The organism is Kitasatospora sp. NPDC051984 (assembly GCF_044593455.1).
Classification (GTDB): domain Bacteria; phylum Actinomycetota; class Actinomycetes; order Streptomycetales; family Streptomycetaceae; genus Kitasatospora.
Genome location: NZ_JBIUCB010000026.1, coordinates 50033 through 69228 on the forward strand (window position 1 = coordinate 50033; position 19196 = coordinate 69228).

At 72.4% G+C, this 19196-nt stretch carries 17 protein-coding genes; 7 read left to right on the forward strand and 10 right to left on the reverse strand.

The features are described 5' to 3' along the window. From ACIHEI_RS32085 to miaA, 4 genes are all read right to left on the reverse strand, one after another. Positions 1–2313: a RelA/SpoT family protein gene (locus tag ACIHEI_RS32085; protein ID WP_396609164.1), complete on the reverse strand. Its 2313-nt coding sequence runs from the start codon at positions 2311–2313 to the stop codon at positions 1–3. A gap of 176 nt (positions 2314–2489) precedes the next feature. Beyond that, the gene (gene dapF, locus ACIHEI_RS32090; RefSeq protein ID WP_396609165.1) at positions 2490–3368 is read right to left on the reverse strand and encodes a diaminopimelate epimerase; all 879 of its coding nucleotides are present in this window, start codon (positions 3366–3368) and stop codon (positions 2490–2492) included. Between the two features lie 27 nt (positions 3369–3395). After that, positions 3396–3881 (reverse strand): hypothetical protein, encoded by a 486-nt coding sequence (locus tag ACIHEI_RS32095; RefSeq protein ID WP_387648770.1) that lies wholly within the window; start codon positions 3879–3881, stop codon positions 3396–3398. A gap of 253 nt (positions 3882–4134) precedes the next feature. Beyond that, a complete protein-coding gene (gene miaA / locus ACIHEI_RS32100) occupies positions 4135–5061 on the reverse strand; it encodes a tRNA (adenosine(37)-N6)-dimethylallyltransferase MiaA (protein ID WP_396609166.1) in 927 nt (308 codons plus the stop codon). A gap of 148 nt (positions 5062–5209) precedes the next feature. Between miaA and ACIHEI_RS32105 the strand changes: the two genes are divergently transcribed. Then, positions 5210–5431 carry an antitoxin gene (locus ACIHEI_RS32105; protein WP_387648766.1) on the forward strand — a complete coding sequence of 74 codons (222 nt, stop codon included), beginning with the start codon at positions 5210–5212 and terminating at the stop codon, positions 5429–5431. 29 nt (positions 5432–5460) lie between these two features. On the opposite strand, the gene ACIHEI_RS32110 is transcribed toward ACIHEI_RS32105, so the two are convergent. Both ACIHEI_RS32110 and miaB read right to left on the reverse strand, forming a co-directional pair. Next, positions 5461–6153, reverse strand: a complete 693-nt coding sequence (locus ACIHEI_RS32110; protein ID WP_392955442.1) for a hypothetical protein — start codon at positions 6151–6153, stop codon at positions 5461–5463. Positions 6154–6333: 180 nt separating this feature from the next. Beyond that, a complete protein-coding gene (gene miaB, locus ACIHEI_RS32115; RefSeq protein ID WP_396609167.1) occupies positions 6334–7812 on the reverse strand; it encodes a tRNA (N6-isopentenyl adenosine(37)-C2)-methylthiotransferase MiaB in 1479 nt (492 codons plus the stop codon). Between the two features lie 71 nt (positions 7813–7883). Between miaB and ACIHEI_RS32120 the strand changes: the two genes are divergently transcribed. After that, the gene (locus ACIHEI_RS32120) at positions 7884–8921 is read left to right on the forward strand and encodes a TAXI family TRAP transporter solute-binding subunit (RefSeq protein WP_396609168.1); all 1038 of its coding nucleotides are present in this window, start codon (positions 7884–7886) and stop codon (positions 8919–8921) included. A gap of 2 nt (positions 8922–8923) precedes the next feature. Here ACIHEI_RS32120 and ACIHEI_RS32125 read toward each other — a convergent pair whose 3' ends face one another. Together ACIHEI_RS32125 and ACIHEI_RS32130 are read right to left on the reverse strand one after the other, a co-directional pair. Next, positions 8924–10354, reverse strand: a complete 1431-nt coding sequence (locus tag ACIHEI_RS32125) for a sensor histidine kinase (protein ID WP_396609169.1) — start codon at positions 10352–10354, stop codon at positions 8924–8926. 6 nt (positions 10355–10360) lie between these two features. Then, on the reverse strand, positions 10361–11098 hold the full coding sequence (locus ACIHEI_RS32130; RefSeq protein WP_387648754.1) for a response regulator transcription factor: 738 nt from the start codon (positions 11096–11098) through the stop codon (positions 10361–10363). A 374-nt stretch (positions 11099–11472) separates the two neighbouring features. On the opposite strand from ACIHEI_RS32130, the gene ACIHEI_RS32135 reads away from it, so the two are divergent. From ACIHEI_RS32135 to ACIHEI_RS32155, 5 genes are all read left to right on the forward strand, one after another. Next, positions 11473–12240: an amino acid ABC transporter ATP-binding protein gene (locus ACIHEI_RS32135; protein ID WP_392955448.1), complete on the forward strand. Its 768-nt coding sequence runs from the start codon at positions 11473–11475 to the stop codon at positions 12238–12240. A gap of 88 nt (positions 12241–12328) precedes the next feature. Continuing rightward, on the forward strand, positions 12329–13246 hold the full coding sequence (locus ACIHEI_RS32140) for a glutamate ABC transporter substrate-binding protein (protein ID WP_396609170.1): 918 nt from the start codon (positions 12329–12331) through the stop codon (positions 13244–13246). A gap of 42 nt (positions 13247–13288) precedes the next feature. Next, positions 13289–13939 carry an amino acid ABC transporter permease gene (locus ACIHEI_RS32145; RefSeq protein WP_387648746.1) on the forward strand — a complete coding sequence of 217 codons (651 nt, stop codon included), beginning with the start codon at positions 13289–13291 and terminating at the stop codon, positions 13937–13939. Continuing rightward, a complete protein-coding gene (locus tag ACIHEI_RS32150; RefSeq protein ID WP_396609171.1) occupies positions 13936–14763 on the forward strand; it encodes an amino acid ABC transporter permease in 828 nt (275 codons plus the stop codon). Before ACIHEI_RS32145 ends, ACIHEI_RS32150 begins: the two co-directional genes overlap by 4 nt. Positions 14764–14870: 107 nt before the next feature. Further along, a complete protein-coding gene (locus ACIHEI_RS32155) occupies positions 14871–16592 on the forward strand; it encodes an FAD-dependent monooxygenase (protein WP_396609172.1) in 1722 nt (573 codons plus the stop codon). Between the two features lie 52 nt (positions 16593–16644). On the opposite strand, the gene rny is transcribed toward ACIHEI_RS32155, so the two are convergent. Continuing rightward, the gene (rny, locus tag ACIHEI_RS32160; RefSeq protein WP_396609173.1) at positions 16645–18048 is read right to left on the reverse strand and encodes a ribonuclease Y; all 1404 of its coding nucleotides are present in this window, start codon (positions 18046–18048) and stop codon (positions 16645–16647) included. A 198-nt stretch (positions 18049–18246) separates the two neighbouring features. Then, positions 18247–19194: a regulatory protein RecX gene (locus tag ACIHEI_RS32165; RefSeq protein ID WP_396609174.1), complete on the reverse strand. Its 948-nt coding sequence runs from the start codon at positions 19192–19194 to the stop codon at positions 18247–18249. Positions 19195–19196: the final 2 nt, after the last annotated feature.

The following is a 19196-nucleotide window of genomic DNA, read 5'->3' on the forward strand; positions in this document are numbered from 1 at the left end:
TCATCCTTGGATTGATCGGGTGATGCTCTCGGACAACACGGCGGAACCGCCGTGAATTCCCCACGATGGTCGCACGCCCGCTGTGCCCGAGTCATCCCTTTTACCAGCCGCCACGACGGCCTCCGCCACCGGCCCCGGCACGGCCCGCTCCGTCCCGGCCGCCGGCGCCGGAGCCCGGCCGGGCAGCTCCTCGGGCCCGCCCGGCCGGTACACGTCGTACACGCCCGACACCCGGAGCATCGCCCGCATCACGGCGGGCAGCTTGGCGGCGTCGGCGAGTTCCAGGGTGTAGCTGTGCCGCACCCGCAGCTGGCGGGGCGGCTCGACGTCGGCGGAGAAGATCGACACGCCCTCGCCGGAGATCGCGGCGGTCAGGTCGGCCAGCAGCCGGGGCCGGTTCAGCGCCTCGGCGTGCAGGGTGGCCCGGTAGCCCCACTGCGGGGCGCCGCCGGGCAGCCAGCGGACCGGGACCGCCCGGCGGCCGCCGCGCAGCATCCGGGTGCCGGTCGAACAGCCGGTCCGGTGCACCGCGACGACGCCGCCGCTCAGCACGATGCCGGCCACCGCGTCGGGCGGCACGGGCGTGCAGCAGCGTGCCAACCGGACGGTGGCACCCGGCAGTTCGGGCACGTCGGCGGGCGCGCCGGGTGCGGCGGCGGGCGGCGCGGGCGGGGCGGCGGCGGGCACCGGGGCGCCGGCCGCGGGCGGCCGTTCGGCGGCGGGCGCGGGCAGCGGCCCGGCCGCCAGCCGGCGCTCGATGGCGAGCCGGGCGGCGGGGGTGCGGACGTACTCCAGCCACTCCCGGTCGGGGCCGCTGTCCTCGCCGGGCGGGGCGGTGAGCAGGCCGAGCACGTCGCCGTCGCGCAGTTCGGTGGAGAGCGCGGTGAGCCGGCCGTTGATCCGGGCGCCGATGCAGCGGTGGCCGGTCTCCTCGCCGATCAGGTAGGCGGCGTCCAGACAGCTGGCGCCGGCGGGCAGGTGCAGGGTGGTGCCGTCCTCGGTGACGGCGGTGATCTCGCGGTCGTCGCGCAGGTCGGCGGTGAGCGCGGACCAGAAGGCGTCCGGGTCGGGGGTGTCCTGCTGCCACTCCAGCAGCCGGGCCAGCCAGCCGGGGCGGGCGGGGTCGGTGCGGTCCTCGGGGTCGTCGGCGGCGCCCTGCCGGTCGGCGGTGCGCGGGTCGCCGAGCGCGACCACGCCGGTCTCGGCGACCTCGTGCATCCGCCGGGTGCGCACCAGGACCTCGATCACCTCGCCGCCGGGCAGCGCCACCGCGGTGTGCAGCGACTGGTACAGGTTGAACTTGGGGGCGGCCACGAAGTCCTTGAACTCGCCGGGCAGCGGCGTCCAGCAGGTGTGCAGTTCGCCGAGCACCGCGTAGCAGTCGGCGTTCTCCTCGACCACCACCAGCAGCCGCCCGTAGTCGGCGGGCCGCAGCGCCGCGCCGTCCGGGCCGGCCCCGCGTTTGATCATCACCCGGTGCAGCGAGACCAGGTGCCGGGGGCGGACGGTGACGGCGGAGGAGATCCCGGCCTCGCCGAGCTGGCGGCCGAGTTCGGTGGCGAACGGGGCGAGCACGCCGTCGGCCCAGCCGCCGGCCACCGCGCCGGTGTCCGCGTACTCCTCGGGGTGCAGGGTGGCGAACACGATGTCCTCCAGCTCCGCCTTCACCACCTGGATGCCGAGCCGTTCGGCGAGCGGGATCAGCACGTCCCGGGTGACCTTGGCGATCCGCACCTGGCTGGCCGGCTTCATGTGCCGGATGGTGCGCATGTTGTGCAGCCGGTCGGCGAGTTTGATCACCATCACCCGGACGTCGTCACCGGTGGCGACCAGCATCTTGCGGAAGGTCTCGGGTTCGGCCGCCGCGCCGAAGTCGACCTTCTCCAGCTTGGTGACGCCGTCCACCAGGTACGCGATCTCCGGCCCGAAGACCTCGGCGACCTGATCGAGCGTCACTTCGGTGTCCTCGACGGTGTCGTGCAGGAGCGAGGCGACCAGCGTGGTGGTGTCCGCGCCGAGCTGGGCGAGGATCATGGTGACGGCGAGCGGGTGGGTGATGTACGGCTCGCCGCTCTTGCGGGTCTGCCCGCGGTGGCTCTCCTCGGCGACCCGGTAGGCCCGGGCCAGCAGCGCCAGATCGGCCTGCGGGTGGTGCACCCGGTGCGCCTGCACGATCGGTTCGATGGCGTCGGGGACGGGCGTCCGCCCGGTGGCGAGCAGCGCCGCCCGGCCGGCCCGGCCGAGCGCCGCACGGCTGAAGCGGCTCGCCTGCTGCTTGGACGGCGAGCCCGCCAACTCGGAGCGGATGGTCATCTGCACCTCCGGCAGCAACACCGGAGCGACGGCCGACCCGGTGGTCCATGCTACCGAGCACAGCACGTTCGGCGAGCCCCCGCTTCGGCTCTGCCATCGGTATCACCCGAACGGGGGGATTAGCCGGATAGCGGCGTGGGAAGCGGGAGCTGACGGTTCGTCCGGCTGACCTGCCGTTACACCAAAACGCCCTCGGCGACGATCACGGCGGGGCCGGTCATCTCGATCCGGCCGTCGGGGAACTCCTCGATCACCAGCCGCCCGCCGGGCAGGTCGACCGTCCAGCTGACGGCCCGTCCGGTGTCCGCCGGGTCCAGTCCCGCGCGGCGGATCGCGGCCACCGCGACGGCGCAGGCGCCCGTCCCGCAGGAGCGGGTCTCGCCGGAGCCGCGCTCGTGCACCCGCATCGCCACGTGCCGCTCGCCGCGGTCCACCACGAACTCCACGTTCACGCCCTGGGGGTACACGCCCTGGGGCGCGGTGGCCGGCGCGTCGTACAGGCGCCCGGCGTACGCGAGGTCCTCGACGAACGCGACGGCGTGCGGATTGCCCATGTTGACGTTCAGCGCGGGCCAGCTGCGGCCGTCGACGGTGACGGTGATGTCGTCCGGGCCGGGCAGCACCGCGCGGCCCATGCCCACGGTGATCTCGCCCGGGGTGCCGTCGGCGGCGTCCTCGGCGATCCGCACCTGCTTCACCCCGGCCCGGGTGGCGACCGCCAGCTCGCCCGGCTTCGCGTGCCCGGCGTGCACCAGGTAGCGGGCGAACACCCGCACCCCGTTGCCGCACATCTCGGCGATCGAACCGTCCGCGTTGCGGTAGTCCATGAACCACTCGGCCTGCCCGGCCATCCCCGCCGCCACCGGCTCGGCCGCCGAGCGCACCACCCGCAGCACGCCGTCCGCGCCGATCCCGGCCCGCCGGTCGCACAGGGCGGCGACGGTGGCCGCCGACAGCTCCAGCTCACCGTCCGGGTCGGGGACGATCACGAAGTCGTTCTGGGTGCCGTGCCCCTTGAGGAAGGCCGTTCCGCTGATTCCGCTGCGCTCGCTCACACCGCCGATGGTAACGGCCGCGAAGAGCTAACCGCGCAGGTGGACGACCCGCCAGACGGCCAGCGCCAGGGCGACGGCCACCAGCAGGGTGTAGACCACGATGGCCTTCCAGCCGGCCCGCTCCGAGGAGCCCCGGCGCGGCACGCCCGGCCACTTGTAACCGGCCCGGCGGGCGGCCATCGCACCCCAGCCGACCGAGGCGGCGGTGATCAGCAGGCCGAGCATCCCAATCATCGCGGTCGCGCCCTCGCTGCCGAAGGCCAGCGGGAAGGCGAACATCAGCGAGCCGAACATCACCGTTCCGGCGATCGGCAGGATCTGCCACCAGCGCAGCCGGCGGCGCGGCCGGATGTCCCGCACGTGCACCACGCCCGGCGCGGTGGCCAGGTCGTCGATCGCGGGAAGCGCCACCGCGTACGAGGTGGTCGGGACGGCCAGTTCGGGCAGCGTCTCGGAACCGTCGGACACGTCGCCCAGCAGCTCATCGGTTTCGGGGCCGGTACCCGTTGACACGCGGCCTCCCCTGACGGCTCGACGCGAACTCCGGAGCTCGCGGGCGGTGAGGCCGGCCCGCGTGCCGGGCCTCGGTGCTACCGATGATGGCACGCGGCAAGACCCGGACAGGGCGTCCCACGGGGTGATCGGGTGATCCGATGCCAGGACGTGATCCGGCCGTGACCGCCGGTACCTCCTGCACCTGCGTCTGCCGGTGCAACTGCCCGGGCGACTGGCCTGATCACGCCCCTGGGCAGCCGAAATCCGCCGGTCAGCCGGTGTCGCCGGGGCGTTCCGGGCGATCAATCAGTTCCATTGCGCGGCCCAGGAGTTCGACCGGATCGGCGCCCTCCGGACGGTCCAGCCAGTGGATCCGGTCGTCCCGCCGGAACCACGACTCCTGACGCCTTGCGAACCGCCGGGTGGCCCGCACCGTCTCCGCCCGCGCCTCGTCCTCGGTGCACTCGCCGGCGAAGAACGCCAGCACCTGCTGGTAGCCCAGCGCCCGGCTCGCGGTCAGCCCCTCGCGCAGCCCGACCCGCTCCAGCGCCCGCACCTCGTCCAGCAGGCCGGCCTCCCACATCCGGTCGACCCGCAGCTCGATCCGCCGGTCCAGCTCCGGCCGCGGCACCTGCACACCGATCTGCACCGCCTCGTACACCGCGCGCTGCGTCGGCAGGTTCGCGGTGAACGGCTGCCCGGTGATCTCGATGACCTCCAGCGCCCGGACGATCCGCCGCCCGTTGCTGGTCAGGATCGCCTCCGCGGCCGCCGGGTCCAGCCCGGCCAGCCGCCGGTGCAGGACGCCCGGCCCGACCCGCTCCAGCTCCTCCTCCAGCCGGGCCCGCACCTCGGGGTCCGTACCGGGGAACTCCATCTCGTCGATCGCCGCCCGCACGTACAGGCCCGAACCGCCCACCAGCACCGGCACCCGGCCGGCCGCCAGCAGCCGGTCCATCTCGGCCCGGGCGAGACGCTGGTACTCGGCCACCGAGGCGGTCTCGGTGACCTCCCAGATGTCCATCAGATGGTGCGGAACACCGCCGCGCTCGTCCTCGGGCAGCTTGGCGGTGCCGATGTCCATGCCCTTGTACAACTGCATCGAGTCGGTGTTCACCACCTCCCCGCCGAGCTCACGGGCGATCGCCACCGCCAGATCGGACTTGCCGGCCGCCGTCGAACCGACCACCGACACCACCCGGCGCGGACGTACATAAGAAGAAGAGGAGGAACCGCTCACCCCACCAGTCTCGCAAAACCCGGGCACCTCTCGTGTCGCGGCCTCGTTGACCGGGGAAGATCAGCTATGCCTGGACCGATCTGACACGAAAAGCGAGGAACGCCCCATGGGTCTGATGGACAACCTCAAGGGCAAGGCCGAGGAACTCAAGGACAAGGCCAGTGAGCTGGCCGGAAAGCACGGCGACAAGATCGACAACATGGTGGACAAGGCCGGCGAGACCATCGACAAGGCCACCAAGCACAAGTACAGCGAAAAGATCGAGAAGAGCACCTCGGCCGCCAAGCACGCCCGCGACGACTTCGCGGCGAAGCCCAAGGACGACTGAAACCTCGCGCCCCGGTGGCCTGCTGGCGATCAGCGCCAGGAGGCCACCAGGTAGCCGACACCGTACGGAGCGTCCTCGTACCGCAGCTCGCCGCCGAGCGACGCGCCCTCCGCCGCGCCCGCCAGCACCTGCCAGGGCGCCCGGCCCTCCGCGAGCAGCTCCGCCGAGAGCTCCGCGTCCAGCGCGGCCAGCGCCGCCACGTCCGCCGCGGCCAGCGCCGCCGCCACCGCCCCGTCGTAGCCCTCGGCCCGCTCGTCCAGATACCCCGGAGCCTTCACCGAACGCCGGGCACTGCCGTCACCCAGCACCAACAGACCCACCCGATCAGCGAGTTCGGCCAGCCCCCGGCCCAGCCCCAACAACCGCTCGGCGGCCGTGTCCGGCCGCACCGCGACGGCATGCGTCGGCACCTGGACGCCCGCCTCCTCCAGCAGCCACGCCCCCACCGTCAACGCCGGCGAAAGCTCCGGGCCGTCCACCCCGCCCAGCGGCAGCTTCACGGCCTTCGGCACCCCGTACCGACGGAACGACCCCGCCCCGCCCTCGGTCCACACCCCGGCCTTGTCGCCCGTCCCCACCACGACGACCAGCTCGACATCCGCGAGCCCCCGCACCGCGTCCAGGCACGCCCCCCGCAACGCCTCCGCCTCCCCCGCGGCCCCCACCGCGACCTCGGGCACGAGCAACGGCGGACACGGGCACACGGCGGCGGCAACAAGCATGCGGATCACTCTACGGTGCGGGTGCGAAACCAGGGGCGCGGGGAACTGCGCGAAGCGGGAGGCACCCCACCGCAAGATCGCGACGCAGGACAATGACCTGCACTTGATCGCGACCTAGCTGGCGTTCACTCCTTGCTCGCGCAGTTCCCCGCGCGCCAGGTCGTGCATCCCCCTGTCAGTTCACCCGCAGCCGCCCGGCGCAGCCGGCAGCGGAGCCGGAACGCCGATCGACGGGAGGCCCAACATCACACCGGCCGCCTTCGCGGGCGCAGCCTGTCGCTTCTCCCACGCGTCCCCCGCCCGGGTGCGGCGCACGCCGAGCGCGGGGCCCTCCGCGAGGAGGTGGTGCGGGGCGGCGTAGGTGATCTCGACGGTCACCACGTCGCCGGGGCGCACGCCCCCCTCGGGGCGGGTGAAGTGCACGAGCCGGTTATCGGGCGCGCGGCCGGAGAGGCGGTCCGTCCGATCGTCCTTCTTGCCTTCGCCCTCGGCTACCAGGATCTCCAGCTTGCGGCCGACCTGCTTCTTGTTCTCCTCCCAGGAGATCTCCTCCTGGAGGGCGATCAGCCGGTCGTAGCGCTCCTGCACCACGGCCTTGGGGATCTGGTTCTCCATCTCGGCGGCCGGCGTCCCCGGGCGCTTGGAGTACTGGAAGGTGAACGCGTTGGCGAACCGGGCCTCCCGGACGACGTGCAGGGTCTGCTCGAAGTCCTCGTCGGTCTCGCCGGGGAAGCCCACGATGATGTCGGTGGAGATCGCGGCGTCGGGCATCGCGGCGCGCACCTTCTCGATGATGCCGAGGAAGCGTTCCTGCCGGTAGGAGCGTCGCATCGCGCGCAGCACGGTGTCGGAGCCGGACTGGAGCGGCATGTGCAGCTGGTGCATCACGTTCGGCGTCTCGGCCATCGCGGCGATCACGTCGTCGGTGAAGTCCTTCGGGTGCGGCGAGGTGAAGCGGACCCGCTCCAGGCCGTCGATCTCCCCGCACGCCCGCAGCAGCTTGGAGAACGCCTGCCGGTCGCCGAGGTCGGAGCCGTAGGCGTTGACGTTCTGGCCGAGCAGGGTGACCTCGACGACGCCCTCGGCGACCAGCGCCTCGACCTCGGCGAGGATGTCGCCGGGCCGGCGGTCCTCCTCCTTGCCGCGCAGGGCGGGGACGATGCAGAAGGTGCAGGTGTTGTTGCAGCCGACCGAGATGGCGACCCAGGCCGCGTACGCGGACTCGCGCCGGGTGGGCAGGGTGGAGGGGAAGGTCTCCAGCGAGTCGAGGATCTCGACCTGCGCGGTCCGCTCGATCGCGGCGCGTTCGAGCAGGGCGGGCAGGTGGCCGATGTTGTGGGTGCCGAAGACCACGTCGACCCAGGGGGCCTTGCGGACGATGGTCTCGCGGTCCTTCTGGGCGAGGCAGCCGCCGACGGCGATCTGCATGCCGCGGTTGGCCTGCTTGGCGGGGGCGAGCCGGCCGAGGTTGCCGTACAGCTTGTTGTCGGCGTTCTCGCGGACCGCGCAGGTGTTGAAGACCACCAGGTCGGGTTCGCCGTCGTCGGCGGCCTTGGCGTACCCGGCCTCCTCCAGCAGCCCGGACAGGCGCTCGGAGTCGTGGACGTTCATCTGGCAGCCGTACGTGACGACCTTGTAAGTTCGCAAGCTCTCCTCCATACCCACAGAGCAAGGGTACGGGCAGCGGAAGGGGCCTCCCGCCGGGCGGTCCCGGCTGGCAGTATCCCTGCATGGCTGCTTCGACCGATCCGCCCAGAACCACCGGTGCCGTGCTGCGTTCCGCGGTGCGCAGTCCGCTGGTGCGCGTGCTGGCGGTGTTGCTGCTGGTGGTGGCCGGTGCGAGTGGGTGGTGGGTGTCCTCGGCGCGGACGGGGTCGGGGCTGCGTGGGGAGGCGGCGTTCGCGACCGGGGTTCCGCGCGGGGTGTACGACCGGTACGGGGTGCTGCTGAAGGACTCGATGCGGTCGGCGATGCCGGGGGTGAAGGTCCGGCTGGACAACTCCGAGGGCTCGTTGGACAACCTGAAGCGGTTGGTGTCGGGCCAGGACGACTTCGCGATCGCCACGGCGGACGCGGTGGCCAGCTTCCTGAAGGACCAGGACCGGCCGAAGCCGGACCTGCGGGCGATCGCCCGGCTGTACGACGACTACATGCAGCTGGTGGTGCCGGCGGATTCGCAGGTGAAGACGGTGTCGGACCTGCGCGGGCTGCGGGTGGGGGTGGGCCAGGACGGGTCGGGCGTGAACCTGGTGACCAAGCGGCTGCTGGAGGCGGCGCACCTGAACCCGGGCACGGACATCCAGCCGAAGAAGCTGGGGGTGGGCGACGCGGCGGACGCGTTGCAGGCGAAGCAGCTGGACGCGTTCTTCTGGTCGGGCGGCCTACCGACGGCGGCGCTGACCGACCTCTCGGAGCACACCTCGATCCGGATCGTGCCGCTGGGCGAACTGTCGGATCCGCTGCACAAGTTGGAGGGCGGCGGGATGGACGCGTACCGGGCGGCGACCATCCCTGCGGACGCCTACCCGCTGGCGGGGCCACCGCACACGCCGGTGCCGACGGTGGCGGTGCCGAACCTGCTGGTGACCCGGGCGAGCATGGACCCGGCACTGGTGGAGGCGCTGACCCGGGTGGTGATCGACAGCCGGGACCGGATCGGCGGCGAGGTGCACGCGGCGCAGCTGGTGGACCTCCGCACCGCGGTGTACACCGATCCGCTGCCGCTGCACGAGGGCGCGAAGCGCTACTACCAGTCGGTCAAACCCTGACGTCAGTTCCACTTCCGGCGCGGCACGGTGAGCAGCACGCTCAGCCCGTTCGGTTCGGCGGTCGCGAAGCCGAGGCTGCCGCCGCCGGCCAGCAGCAGGGTGCGGGCGATGGAGAGGCCGAGGCCGGAGCCGTCGACGTTCTGGTGCCGGGAGGAGCGCCAGAACCGGTCGCCGATCCGGGCGAGTTCCTCCTCGGTGAGGCCGGGTCCGGCGTCGGTGACGGTGGCGGTGACCTCGTCCTTGGTGATGGTCAGGCCGACCCGGACGGTGCTGCCGACGGGGGAGAACTTGAGCGCGTTGTCGAGGACGGCGTCCAGCGCGCTGCCGAAGCCGATCGGGTCGGCCCAGGCGTGCGCCATCGGCGGTCCCTGCCACTGGAGCCGAACCTGGCGCCGGTCGGCGAGCGGCTGCCAGGCGTCGGTCCGGGTGCAGACCAGTTCGGCCAGGTCGACGGGTTCGGGTTCGGGCCGGGAGCCTTCGGCGGTGGCGAGTCCGAGCAGGTCGTCGAGGACGCGGGCGAGCCGGGCGCCCTCCTCGCGGACGGCGGCGAGTTCCTCCTCGCTGCCTTCGGGGAGGTCGAGTCCGATCAGTTCGACCCGGAGCAGCAGTGCGGCCAGCGGGTTGCGCAGCTGGTGGGAGGCGTCGGCGACGAAGGCCCGCTGCTGGTCGATGGCGAGCACCACGTGGTCGGCCATGTCGTTGAACGAGCGGGCCAGGCGGCGCAGTTCGGGAGGTCCGCCGCTGGGGGCGACCCGGGCGCCGAGCCGTCCGGTGGCGATGTCGTGGGTGGCCCGGTCGAGGGTGCGGACGGGGCGCAGCACCCAGCCGGTGAGGCGCATGGCGAGCAGGATGGCGACGATCATGGCGAGCGCCTCGCCGCCGGCCAGCACCAGCCAGCGGTGCAGGATCCGGGCGCGCAGCGGGCCGGTGGGCGATTCGGTGAGCACCACGGCGACCACGTCGCCGTCGCGGACCACGGGCAGTGCGACGGTGAGGGTGCGGTCGGTGGTCCACGGCCACACCTGGGGCGGGTTGTGGCTGCGCCGGCCGGCCAGCGCCTCCCGGTAGGCCTGGGCGCCGGGGCCGTCCTCGGGGGCGTGCCAGTCGCCGGGGGCGACGGCGACGGCGCTGCCGTCGCGCTGGAAGACGCCGATCCGGGCGCCGTACAGCTCGCGGTAGCGGGCGGCTTCGCTGGTCAGGGCGTGCCGCCGGCCGTCGTCGCCGGGGACGGGCTGCGGGTCGCCCTTGACGGCGCTGGTGCTGGCGCCGCCCTGGGTGGGCAGGTCCTGGGCGAACCTGGCGGCGTCGTCGATCCGGTCGACGACGACCTTGGACTGCTCGGACGAGGCGATCAAGTAGGCCAGCGGCGCTCCGAGGGCGGCCAGCACGCAGGCCATCAGGGCGATCAGGATGCCGAGCAGGCGGTTGCGCACGGGTGGTCAGCGCTCCGCGGTGTCGCCGGCGGGCCCGGCCGGACCCTCGGGGTCGTCGGGGATGAGCCGGTAGCCGACGCCGCGGACGGCCTCGACCAGGCCGGGCAGGCCGAGTTTGGTGCGCAGTGAGCCGATGTGGACTTCCAGGGTGCGGCCGTTGCCCTCCCAGCCGGAGCGCCAGACCTCGCTGAAGATCTGCTCGCGGCGGTAGACCACGCCGGGGCTCTGGGCGAGCAGCGCCAGCAGGTCGAACTCCTTGCGGGTGAGCGGCACGTCGCGTCCGTTGACGCTGACCCGGCGGCGTTCGCGGTCGATCTCGACGCCGCGGGAGGCCAGCGGGCCGTCGAACTCGGGGCCGCTCTCCTCGGCGCCCTTGGGGGTGCCGCGGCGGGCCACCGCGTGGATGCGGGCGAGCAGTTCGCCCATGTCGTACGGCTTGACCACGTAGTCGTCGGCGCCGAGGTTGAGTCCGTGGATGCGGGAGCGGATGTCGGCGCGGGCGGTCACCATGATGACCGGGACGCCGCTGCCGGCCCGGATCCGGCTGCACACCTCGAAGCCGTCGCGGTCGGGCAGTCCGAGGTCGAGCAGCACCACCCGGTAGGGCTCGCTGCCGTCCGGGACGAGCGCGTCCAGCGCTTCGTGGCCACTGCGGGCGTGCCGGACCTGGAAGCCGTGCCGGCCCAGCACCGCGACCAGAGCGGCGGCGACGCGGTCGTCGTCCTCGACCAGGAGCAGGCGCATCGGGCTCCTTCCTGCGGTGTTCGCCGGTGTGCGTGCGGGCCGCCGTCGGCAGTCGGGCGGCATGGCTCGGTCCGATGTGGAACCGGGCCATCCTGGCATCCACTCCCATCCGGCGTCACCAGGTCAACCGCATCGGCCGGTCCGTTACAGCTCCGGTATTCGGCGTGCCGTGACTACCCGGCGTAGCCGAACCGTGATCCTCAAGTTCAGCTCAGATCGGCTGACTGGACGTCGTGTACCTGCCTAAAGTCGCCCCGTTCGGGGGGCCGAGAGCTCCGCCGGCTCCGGCCCCCCCGAACATCAGACGGACCATCACCGGCTCTGCGGACCAAGCGAGTTGGCCCCGGGTTCGGAGGACGAGGGAGCGGACGGCGATGACCGAGAACAGTGTCGAGCTGCGCGAAACCGCGCCGTTGGTGGCCCTGCGCGGGGTGAACAAGCACTACGGCGCCCTGCACGTGCTGCAGGACATCGACCTGGAGATCGCCCAGGGTGAGGTCGTGGTGCTGATCGGCCCGTCCGGCTCCGGCAAGTCGACGCTGTGCCGCACCATCAACCGGCTGGAGACCATCGACTCCGGGACGATCGAGGTCGACGGCAAGCCGCTGCCGGCCGAGGGCCGCGAACTGGCCCGGCTGCGTGCCCAGGTGGGCATGGTGTTCCAGTCCTTCAACCTGTTCTCGCACAAGACCGTGCTGGAGAACGTGGTGCTCGCCCAGGTGAAGGTGGGCAAGGTCGCCAGGGCCGAGGCCGAGAAGACGGCCCGGGAGCTGCTGGAGCGGGTGGGCGTCGGCGCCCAGGCCGACAAGTACCCGTCGCAGCTGTCCGGCGGCCAGCAGCAGCGCGTGGCGATCGCCCGCGCGCTGGCGATGAACCCGAAGGTGATGCTCTTCGACGAGCCGACCTCCGCCCTCGACCCGGAGATGGTCAACGAGGTGCTCGAGGTGATGCGTTCGCTCGCCGCGCGGGGCATGACCATGGTCGTGGTCACCCACGAGATGGGCTTCGCCCGCTCCGCGGCCAACCGCGTGCTGTTCATGGCGGACGGCCGGATCGTCGAGGAGAACACCCCCGACGCCTTCTTCACCGCGCCGCGCTCCGACCGTGCCAAGGATTTCCTGTCCAAGATCCTGCAGCACTGAGTCCCGCAGTCGATCAAGCGTCAGTAATCGTCAGTTCGCAGTGGCCCGGAGCCTGCCGTGGCCCCCACCCGAGGAGAAGAACGACCGCATGAAGGCCCGTCGCACTGTTGCCGCCGCCCTGTCCGTTCTCGCCCTGACGGCAGTCGCCGCCTGCGGCAAGGACGGCTCCCCGAGCGACACCGCCGCCCCCAACGGCTCGGCCGCCCCGCAGCTGCCGACCTACACCGTCAAGACCGACGCCAAGCTGGACGGTTCGCCGGCGTGGACCGAGGCCAAGAAGCGCGGCAAGCTGAAGATCGGCGCCAAGGCCGACCAGCCGTTCCTCGGCTTCGAGGACGTCCAGACCACCAAGCGCAGCGGCTTCGACATCGAGGTCGCCAAGATGATCGCCGCCGACCTCGGCTTCTCGGCCGACCAGATCGAGTTCTCCACCATCGCCTCCGCCAACCGTGAGACCGCGATCACCGGCGGCCAGGTCGACTACTACGTCGGCACCTACTCGATCACCCAGACCCGCAAGGACAAGGGTGTCGCGTTCGGCGGCCCGTACTACATCGCCGGCCAGTCGCTGCTGGTGAACAAGGACAACACCGAGATCACCGGCGCCGAGTCCACCAAGGGCAAGTCGGTCTGCACCGCCACCGGTTCGACCTCGATCACCAACATCCAGAAGTACGAGGCCAAGGTCGTCCAGTTCGACAACTACTCGCTCTGCGTGGAGAAGCTGCTGACCAAGGAGGTCGACGCGGTCACCACCGACGACTCGATCCTCAAGGGCTACGCCGCGAAGAACCAGGGCAAGCTCAAGGTCGTCGGCACCCCCTTCTCCGAGGAGCGCTACGGCGTCGGCCTGAACAAGGGCGACGCGGTGCTGCAGAAGGCGATCAACGACGCCCTGAAGGCGCACGAGGACAACGGCGACTGGAAGAAGGCGTACGACGCCACCCTCGGCCTGTCCGGCTCCGCCGCGCCGGCCATCCCGGCCCTGGACCCGATCGCCGGCTGACGTCCGGTCAGACCCAACTACTGAGAAAGGAGGGCCGCCGGCATGGGATTGATCTTCGAGAACGGAAACTTCTCGGCATTCGCCGAGGGTTTCCTGCGGACGATCGAACTGAGCGCGCTCAGCGCCCTCTTCGCCCTGATACTGGGCGTCGTGCTGGCGGCCTTCCGGGTCTCGCCCGTCCCGGTGCTCCGAATATTCGGCACCGCCTGGGTGACGATCTTCCGCAACACCCCGCTGACCCTGCTGTTCTTCGCGGTGACCTTCGTCCTGCCGCCGCTGGACGTGCACTTCAGCAGCTTCACGCTCGCGGTGATCGCGCTCAGCGCCTACACCGGCAGCTTCGTCTGCGAGGTGCTGCGGGCCGGCATCAACACCGTGCCGATCGGCCAGGCCGAGGCGGCCCGCTCGCTCGGCATGGGCTTCGGCCAGACCCTCCGGCTGGTGGTGCTGCCGCAGGCGGCCCGCTCGGTGATCGCCCCGATGGGTTCGGTGTTCATCGCCCTGCCCCGCAACTCGGCCATCGCCGGCGCCTTCAACGTGCCTGAGCTGTTCAGCTTCCAGAAGGTCCTGTCCGAGGAGGCATACGACATCTTCGCCATCTTCTTCTGGATCGCGCTCGCCTACCTGGCGATCAGCTTCAGCATCAACGCCGTGTTCTCCACCCTGGAGCGTCGCGTGGCGGTGGCCCGATGAGCACCCGCGCCGCCTCCGTCCTGTACGACGTCCCCGGCCCCCGAGCCCGGGTCCGCAACCTGATCCTCGGTCTGCTCGGCCTGGCCGGCATCGCCGGCCTGATCTGGTACATCGTCGTCCGTCTCTCCGACGCCGGGCAGTTCGACGCCGTGCTCTGGTCGCCGTTCGAGTACACGGCCGTCCAGCAGCGCATCCTCGACGGCGCGCTGTCCACCCTGGAGGCCTTCGGCCTGGCCGCGGTCGGCTCGCTGGTCCTCGGCTCGCTGCTCGCCGCCGGCCGGCTCTCCGACCACTTCCCGGTGCGCGTCGCCAGCAATGTGGTGGTCCAGTTCTTCCGGGCCATGCCGCTGGTCATCATGATCTTCGCGCTGTACCGCGCGGCGTTCGGCGCCCAGCCGATGTGGGCGCTGGTGATCGGTCTGACCCTCTACAACGGGGCCGTGCAGGCGGAGATCATCCGCTCCGGCATCAACGCCGTCCCCCGCGGCCAGGCCGAGGCGGCCTACGCCCTGGGCCTGCGCAAGACCCAGGTGATGGGCATCGTGCTGGTGCCGCAGGCCGTCCGCTCGATGCTCCCGGCGATCATCGGTCAGCTGGTGGTCACCCTCAAGGACACCTCGCTCGGCTACATCATCACCTACCCCGAGCTGCTGTGGCAGATGAAGCTCATCGCCTCCAACTCGGACGGCTACCCGTACATCCCGGTGGTCCTGATCGGCACCCCGATCTACATCGCGATGTGCCTCGCCCTCACCGCCCTCGCCCGGTGGATCGAGTCCCGCGGCCGCCGCGGCGCGAGCCGCCGCAGCACAACCGCTGCTTGACGGACACCCAGGTGATCTGTTGCATTGCTCTTCGTGACACCACCTGGGACCTCCCACCCGGCAGCTGACGAAACGGCCGCCGGCACCGCCGGCCAGAAGGCCCCGACATGGATCCAGTGATCATCGTCGGGGCCGGGCCGGTCGGTCTCGCCCTCGCCCTCGCCCTGGCCCGCAGCGAAGTTCCCAGCGTGGTCCTCGACGAGGGCACCGGCGTCTGCCCCGAGAGCCCCCGCACCGTCGTCCTCGGCTCCGACACCGCCGCCTTCCTCGCCCGCATCGGCTACACCCGGGTCGGCTCCGACGCCGCCCGCTGGGACGCCTTCACCGTCTGGCGCCGCCGCGCCGAGGTACTGCGGCTGCCGCTGGACGACGAGCCGGTCCTGCACCTCGCCCAGCACCGCCTCCAGCGCGGCCTGCGCGACGCCGCCACGGCCACCCCGCTGATCCGCCTCCTCCCGCGGCACCGGGTGGTCGAACTCGCCCAGGACCGCGACGGCGTGACGGTCCGCACCACCTCCGCCGACGGCGAGACCAGTTGGCGCGGCAGCCACCTGGTCGGCTGCGACGGTGCCCGCTCCACCGTCCGCAAACTCCTCAAGGTCCGCTTCCCCGGCCGTCCCGCCGTCGACCGGCACGCCGTCGCCACCGTCCGCGTCGACCTGCCCTTCCCCGGCGAGGCCCGGCTGCACCGCGAGCCCCCGTGGCGCGGCGACCGCGAAGCCTCCGCCCGCCCGCTGCCCGACGGCGTGTGGCGACTCGACTGGCGGCTGCCCCCCGGCCGGCCCCAGCCCACCGAACCCGTCGACCCGCACGCCACCTGGCCGGGCATCGTCACCGGCGACACCCTGGTCACCCGGGTCACCTCCGCGCTCACCGGCTGGTGCGGCGAACTCCCCCCGCACCAACTGCTCGCCGCCGCCGACCACACCTACCAGCAGCGCCTGGCCGGCCGCTTCCGCACCGGCCGCTGCTTCCTGGCCGGCGACGCCGCCCACCTGCACGGCGCGCTCGGCATGCAGAACCTCGCCGACGGCCTGCGCGACGCCGACAACCTCGCCTGGCGGCTCGCCCTCGCCTGGCACCTGCCACCCGGCGGCTCCCCCGCCGACAGCGCCCTGCTCGACGGCTACGAGACCGAACGCCGCGGCGCGGTCGGCGCCCGCCTGCGCGCCGTCGACCAGACCATGCCGCTGCTCCGCCCGCTGCGCGGCTGGGCCCAGACCCGGCGCGCGCTGATCTCCGGCTCCTTCCGCAAGAACGCTCCGCTGCTCGCCGACGGCCAGCTCGGCACCGGCCGCTTCGGCGGCGCCCCCGCCTACCCGGCGACACCCTCCGGCGTCGCCGTCCGCCTCCCCGAGCAGCGCGGCACCGGCCGCGGCACCTCACTCACCGAACAGCTCGCCCCGACCGCCCCCGGCGTCCAGGTCCCCGACCTGCCGGTGGTCACCGCCGACGGCACCGCCGACACCCTCCGGGCCCGCCTCGGCACCGCGTTCCTGCTCCTCCTGGTCGCCCCCGGCACCACCGTGTGGTCCGCCGAACACTGGCTCGGCACCGGGCTGATGCCCCGCCTCACCGAACTGGCCGACGCCCTGCCCGTCCCCACCGAGGTCCTGGTCACCGACGCCTACCCGGGCGCCACCCCCCACACCGTCCTCCTCATCCGCCCCGACGGCCACCTCCTCGGCACCACCCCCGGCCTCCACCCCGAAACCCTCCACACCCTCACGGCGCCCTTCCAGGGCGAGCACCACCAGGGCGAGCACCACCAGGGCGAGCACCACCAGGGGCGCGGGGAACTGCGCGAAGCGGAAGACGCTCAACCGTGAGGTCGCAACGCAGGACAATGACTTGCACGCGGGCGCGCCCTACCGGTCACGCCTACCGCGCAAACTCCGTCGCGCGCGACTCTCGCACCACCGTGATCCGAATCTGCCCCGGGTACGTCAGTTCCTCCCGCACCTGCCGAGCCACGTCCCGCGCGATCTCCTGAGCGCGCACGTCGTCCACCTTCTCCGGCTGCACCATCACCCGGACTTCCCGCCCGGCCTGCATCGCGTAGACCTTGGTGACGCCGTCGTGCGCCCGGGCGATCTCCTCCAGCCGCTCCAGCCGCCGGACGTACGCCTCCACCGACTCCTTCCGCGCGCCGGGACGCCCGGCCGAGCAGGCGTCCGCGGCCTGGGTGAGCACCGCCTCGACGGTTTTCGCCTCGACCTCGCCGTGGTGGGCCGCTATCGCGTGGACGACCTCCGCCGATTCCCCGTGCCGCCGGGCGAATTCCGCGCCGATCAGGGCGTGGCTGCCGGCCATCTCGTGGCTGAGTGCCTTGCCGATGTCGTGCAGCAGCGCCGCCCGCCGTACGGGCTCGGGGTCGACGCCGAGTTCGGCGGCCATCATCCCGGCCAGGTGCGCGGACTCCACCAGGTGCCCGAGCACGTTCTGCCCGTAGGAGGTGCGGTACCGCAACGTCCCGAGGGTGCGCACCAGTTCGGGCGCCATCTCGCCGACGGTGCCGATACCGACGGTGAGCAGCGCGTCCTCCCCGGCCCGGACGCACAGCCGTTCGACCTCGCTGCGGCTGCGCTCGTGCGTCTCCTCGATCCGCGCGGGGTGGATCCGCCCGTCGGTGAGCAGCGACTCCAAGGTGAGCCGGGCGCTCTCCCGCCGGACGGGGTCGAAGCAGGAGAGCTGGACCAGCCCGGGGGTGTCGTCGACGATCAGGTTGACGCCGGTGACGGCTTCGAAGGCCCGGATGTTGCGGCCTTCCCGGCCGATCACCCGGCCCTTCATGTCCTCGCTGGGCAGCCGGAGCGTGGTGACCACGGTCTCGGCGGTGTGTTCGGCGGCCAGCCGCTGGACGGACGAGGCGATGATCTCGCGGGCCCGGCCCTCGCCCTCGACGACGGCCTGCCGTTCGATCTCCCGGACGGTCAGCGCGGCTTCCCGGCGGGCCTCGGCCTCGGCGCCGCGGACCACTTCGTCACGGGCCTGGGCGGACGTCAGCCCCGCGGTGCGTTCCAGCAGCAGCCGGCTTTCGGTGTCCCGTTCGGCGAGTTCGCCGCGCACCCGCTCGGACTCGGTGGCGCGGGTGGCGAGTTCGTCCTCGTGCTGGTGCAGGCGGTGGAGTTCGGCGGTCAACCGCTCCTCGCGGCGGTCGAGTTCGGCGCGGCGTTGCCGGAGCATCCGGAAGCCGACGGCCAGCACCAGGCCGAGCGCGACGATCAGTAGGCCCGCAACCAGCAGCAGGGAGGACCCGGTTCCGGTGTCCTGAGCGATCCCCATCCGGCCACTCTCCGTCCTGCGCGCGGCCGCTGAGATGACCTCCGCGATCGTCCAGCCACTGAGTGCGAGGCTAGGCCGAGGTTACGAAACGGTCAAGATGCGATCGAGAATTGGCTCCGATGATCTGATCAGCAGTCATCATGTCCTCCCGCCGAACAGCGCCGGACAGCGCCGAACGGCACCGGCCGAGACTCCGTGCTACCAGTCCTCGCCCTCCTCCGCCGGCTCCGCGTCCAGCGCCTCCCGGACCACCCGGTACGCCAGGCCCTCCGAGTAGCCGCGCCGGGCCAGCACCCCGACCAGCCGGCGCATCCGCACCTCCCGGTCCAGCCCGGCGGTGGAGCGCAACTTCCGTGCCACCAGCGCCCGGGCGGCCTCCGACTCGTCCTCGGCATCGACCTGCAGCAGTGCCTGCTCCGCGGTCTCGCCGGTGACGCCCTTGGTGCGCAACTCCTGGGCCAGCGCCCGCCGGGACAGTCCGCGCACCGCGTGCCGGGACTCCACCCACGCCTCGGCGAAGGCGGCGTCGTCGATCAGCCCGACCTCCTCCAGCCGGGACAGCACCTGCTCCGCGACCTCGTCCGGGATCTCCTTGCGGCGCAGCGCATCGGCCAGCTGCTTGCGGGACTTGGCGGCCCCGGTGAGCAGTCGCAGGCAGATGTCCCGGGCCCGCTCCGCCGGATCCCCCTGCTCGGCGGCAGCCCCCTGCCCACGCCGTTTCCCCCGCGCGCCCGCCTCGCCCGCCGGACGCTCCGAACGCTCCGGGCGCTCCAAATCCGTCGAACGCTCGGACTTCGCCCGCCGCTTCGGCCGCGGCCGCTCCTCCGCCGGTGCCGCGACCGGCAGTTCACCCAGCGCGCTGCGCCGCCGACGCCGCCCCCCGGCCAGCTCGGACGCCCGCATCAGCCCGGGCAGCTCCCCCACCGCAGGCGACTCGCCCGAAGGCGGATCTCCCGCCGCAGGCGGCTCTTCGGCCACCGCCGCGAACCAGTCGGGCGGGCCGGAAGGATCGTCGTCCTCCGCGACCGCCGCGAACCAGTCCGGCGGGCCGGATGCGTCGTTCTGTTCGTCCGCCCATACGCCCGCACCGGGCTCGTCCTCGGACGGGCCTGGTGCCGGGTGGTCGGCGTCATGCCGGTGTGTCAACG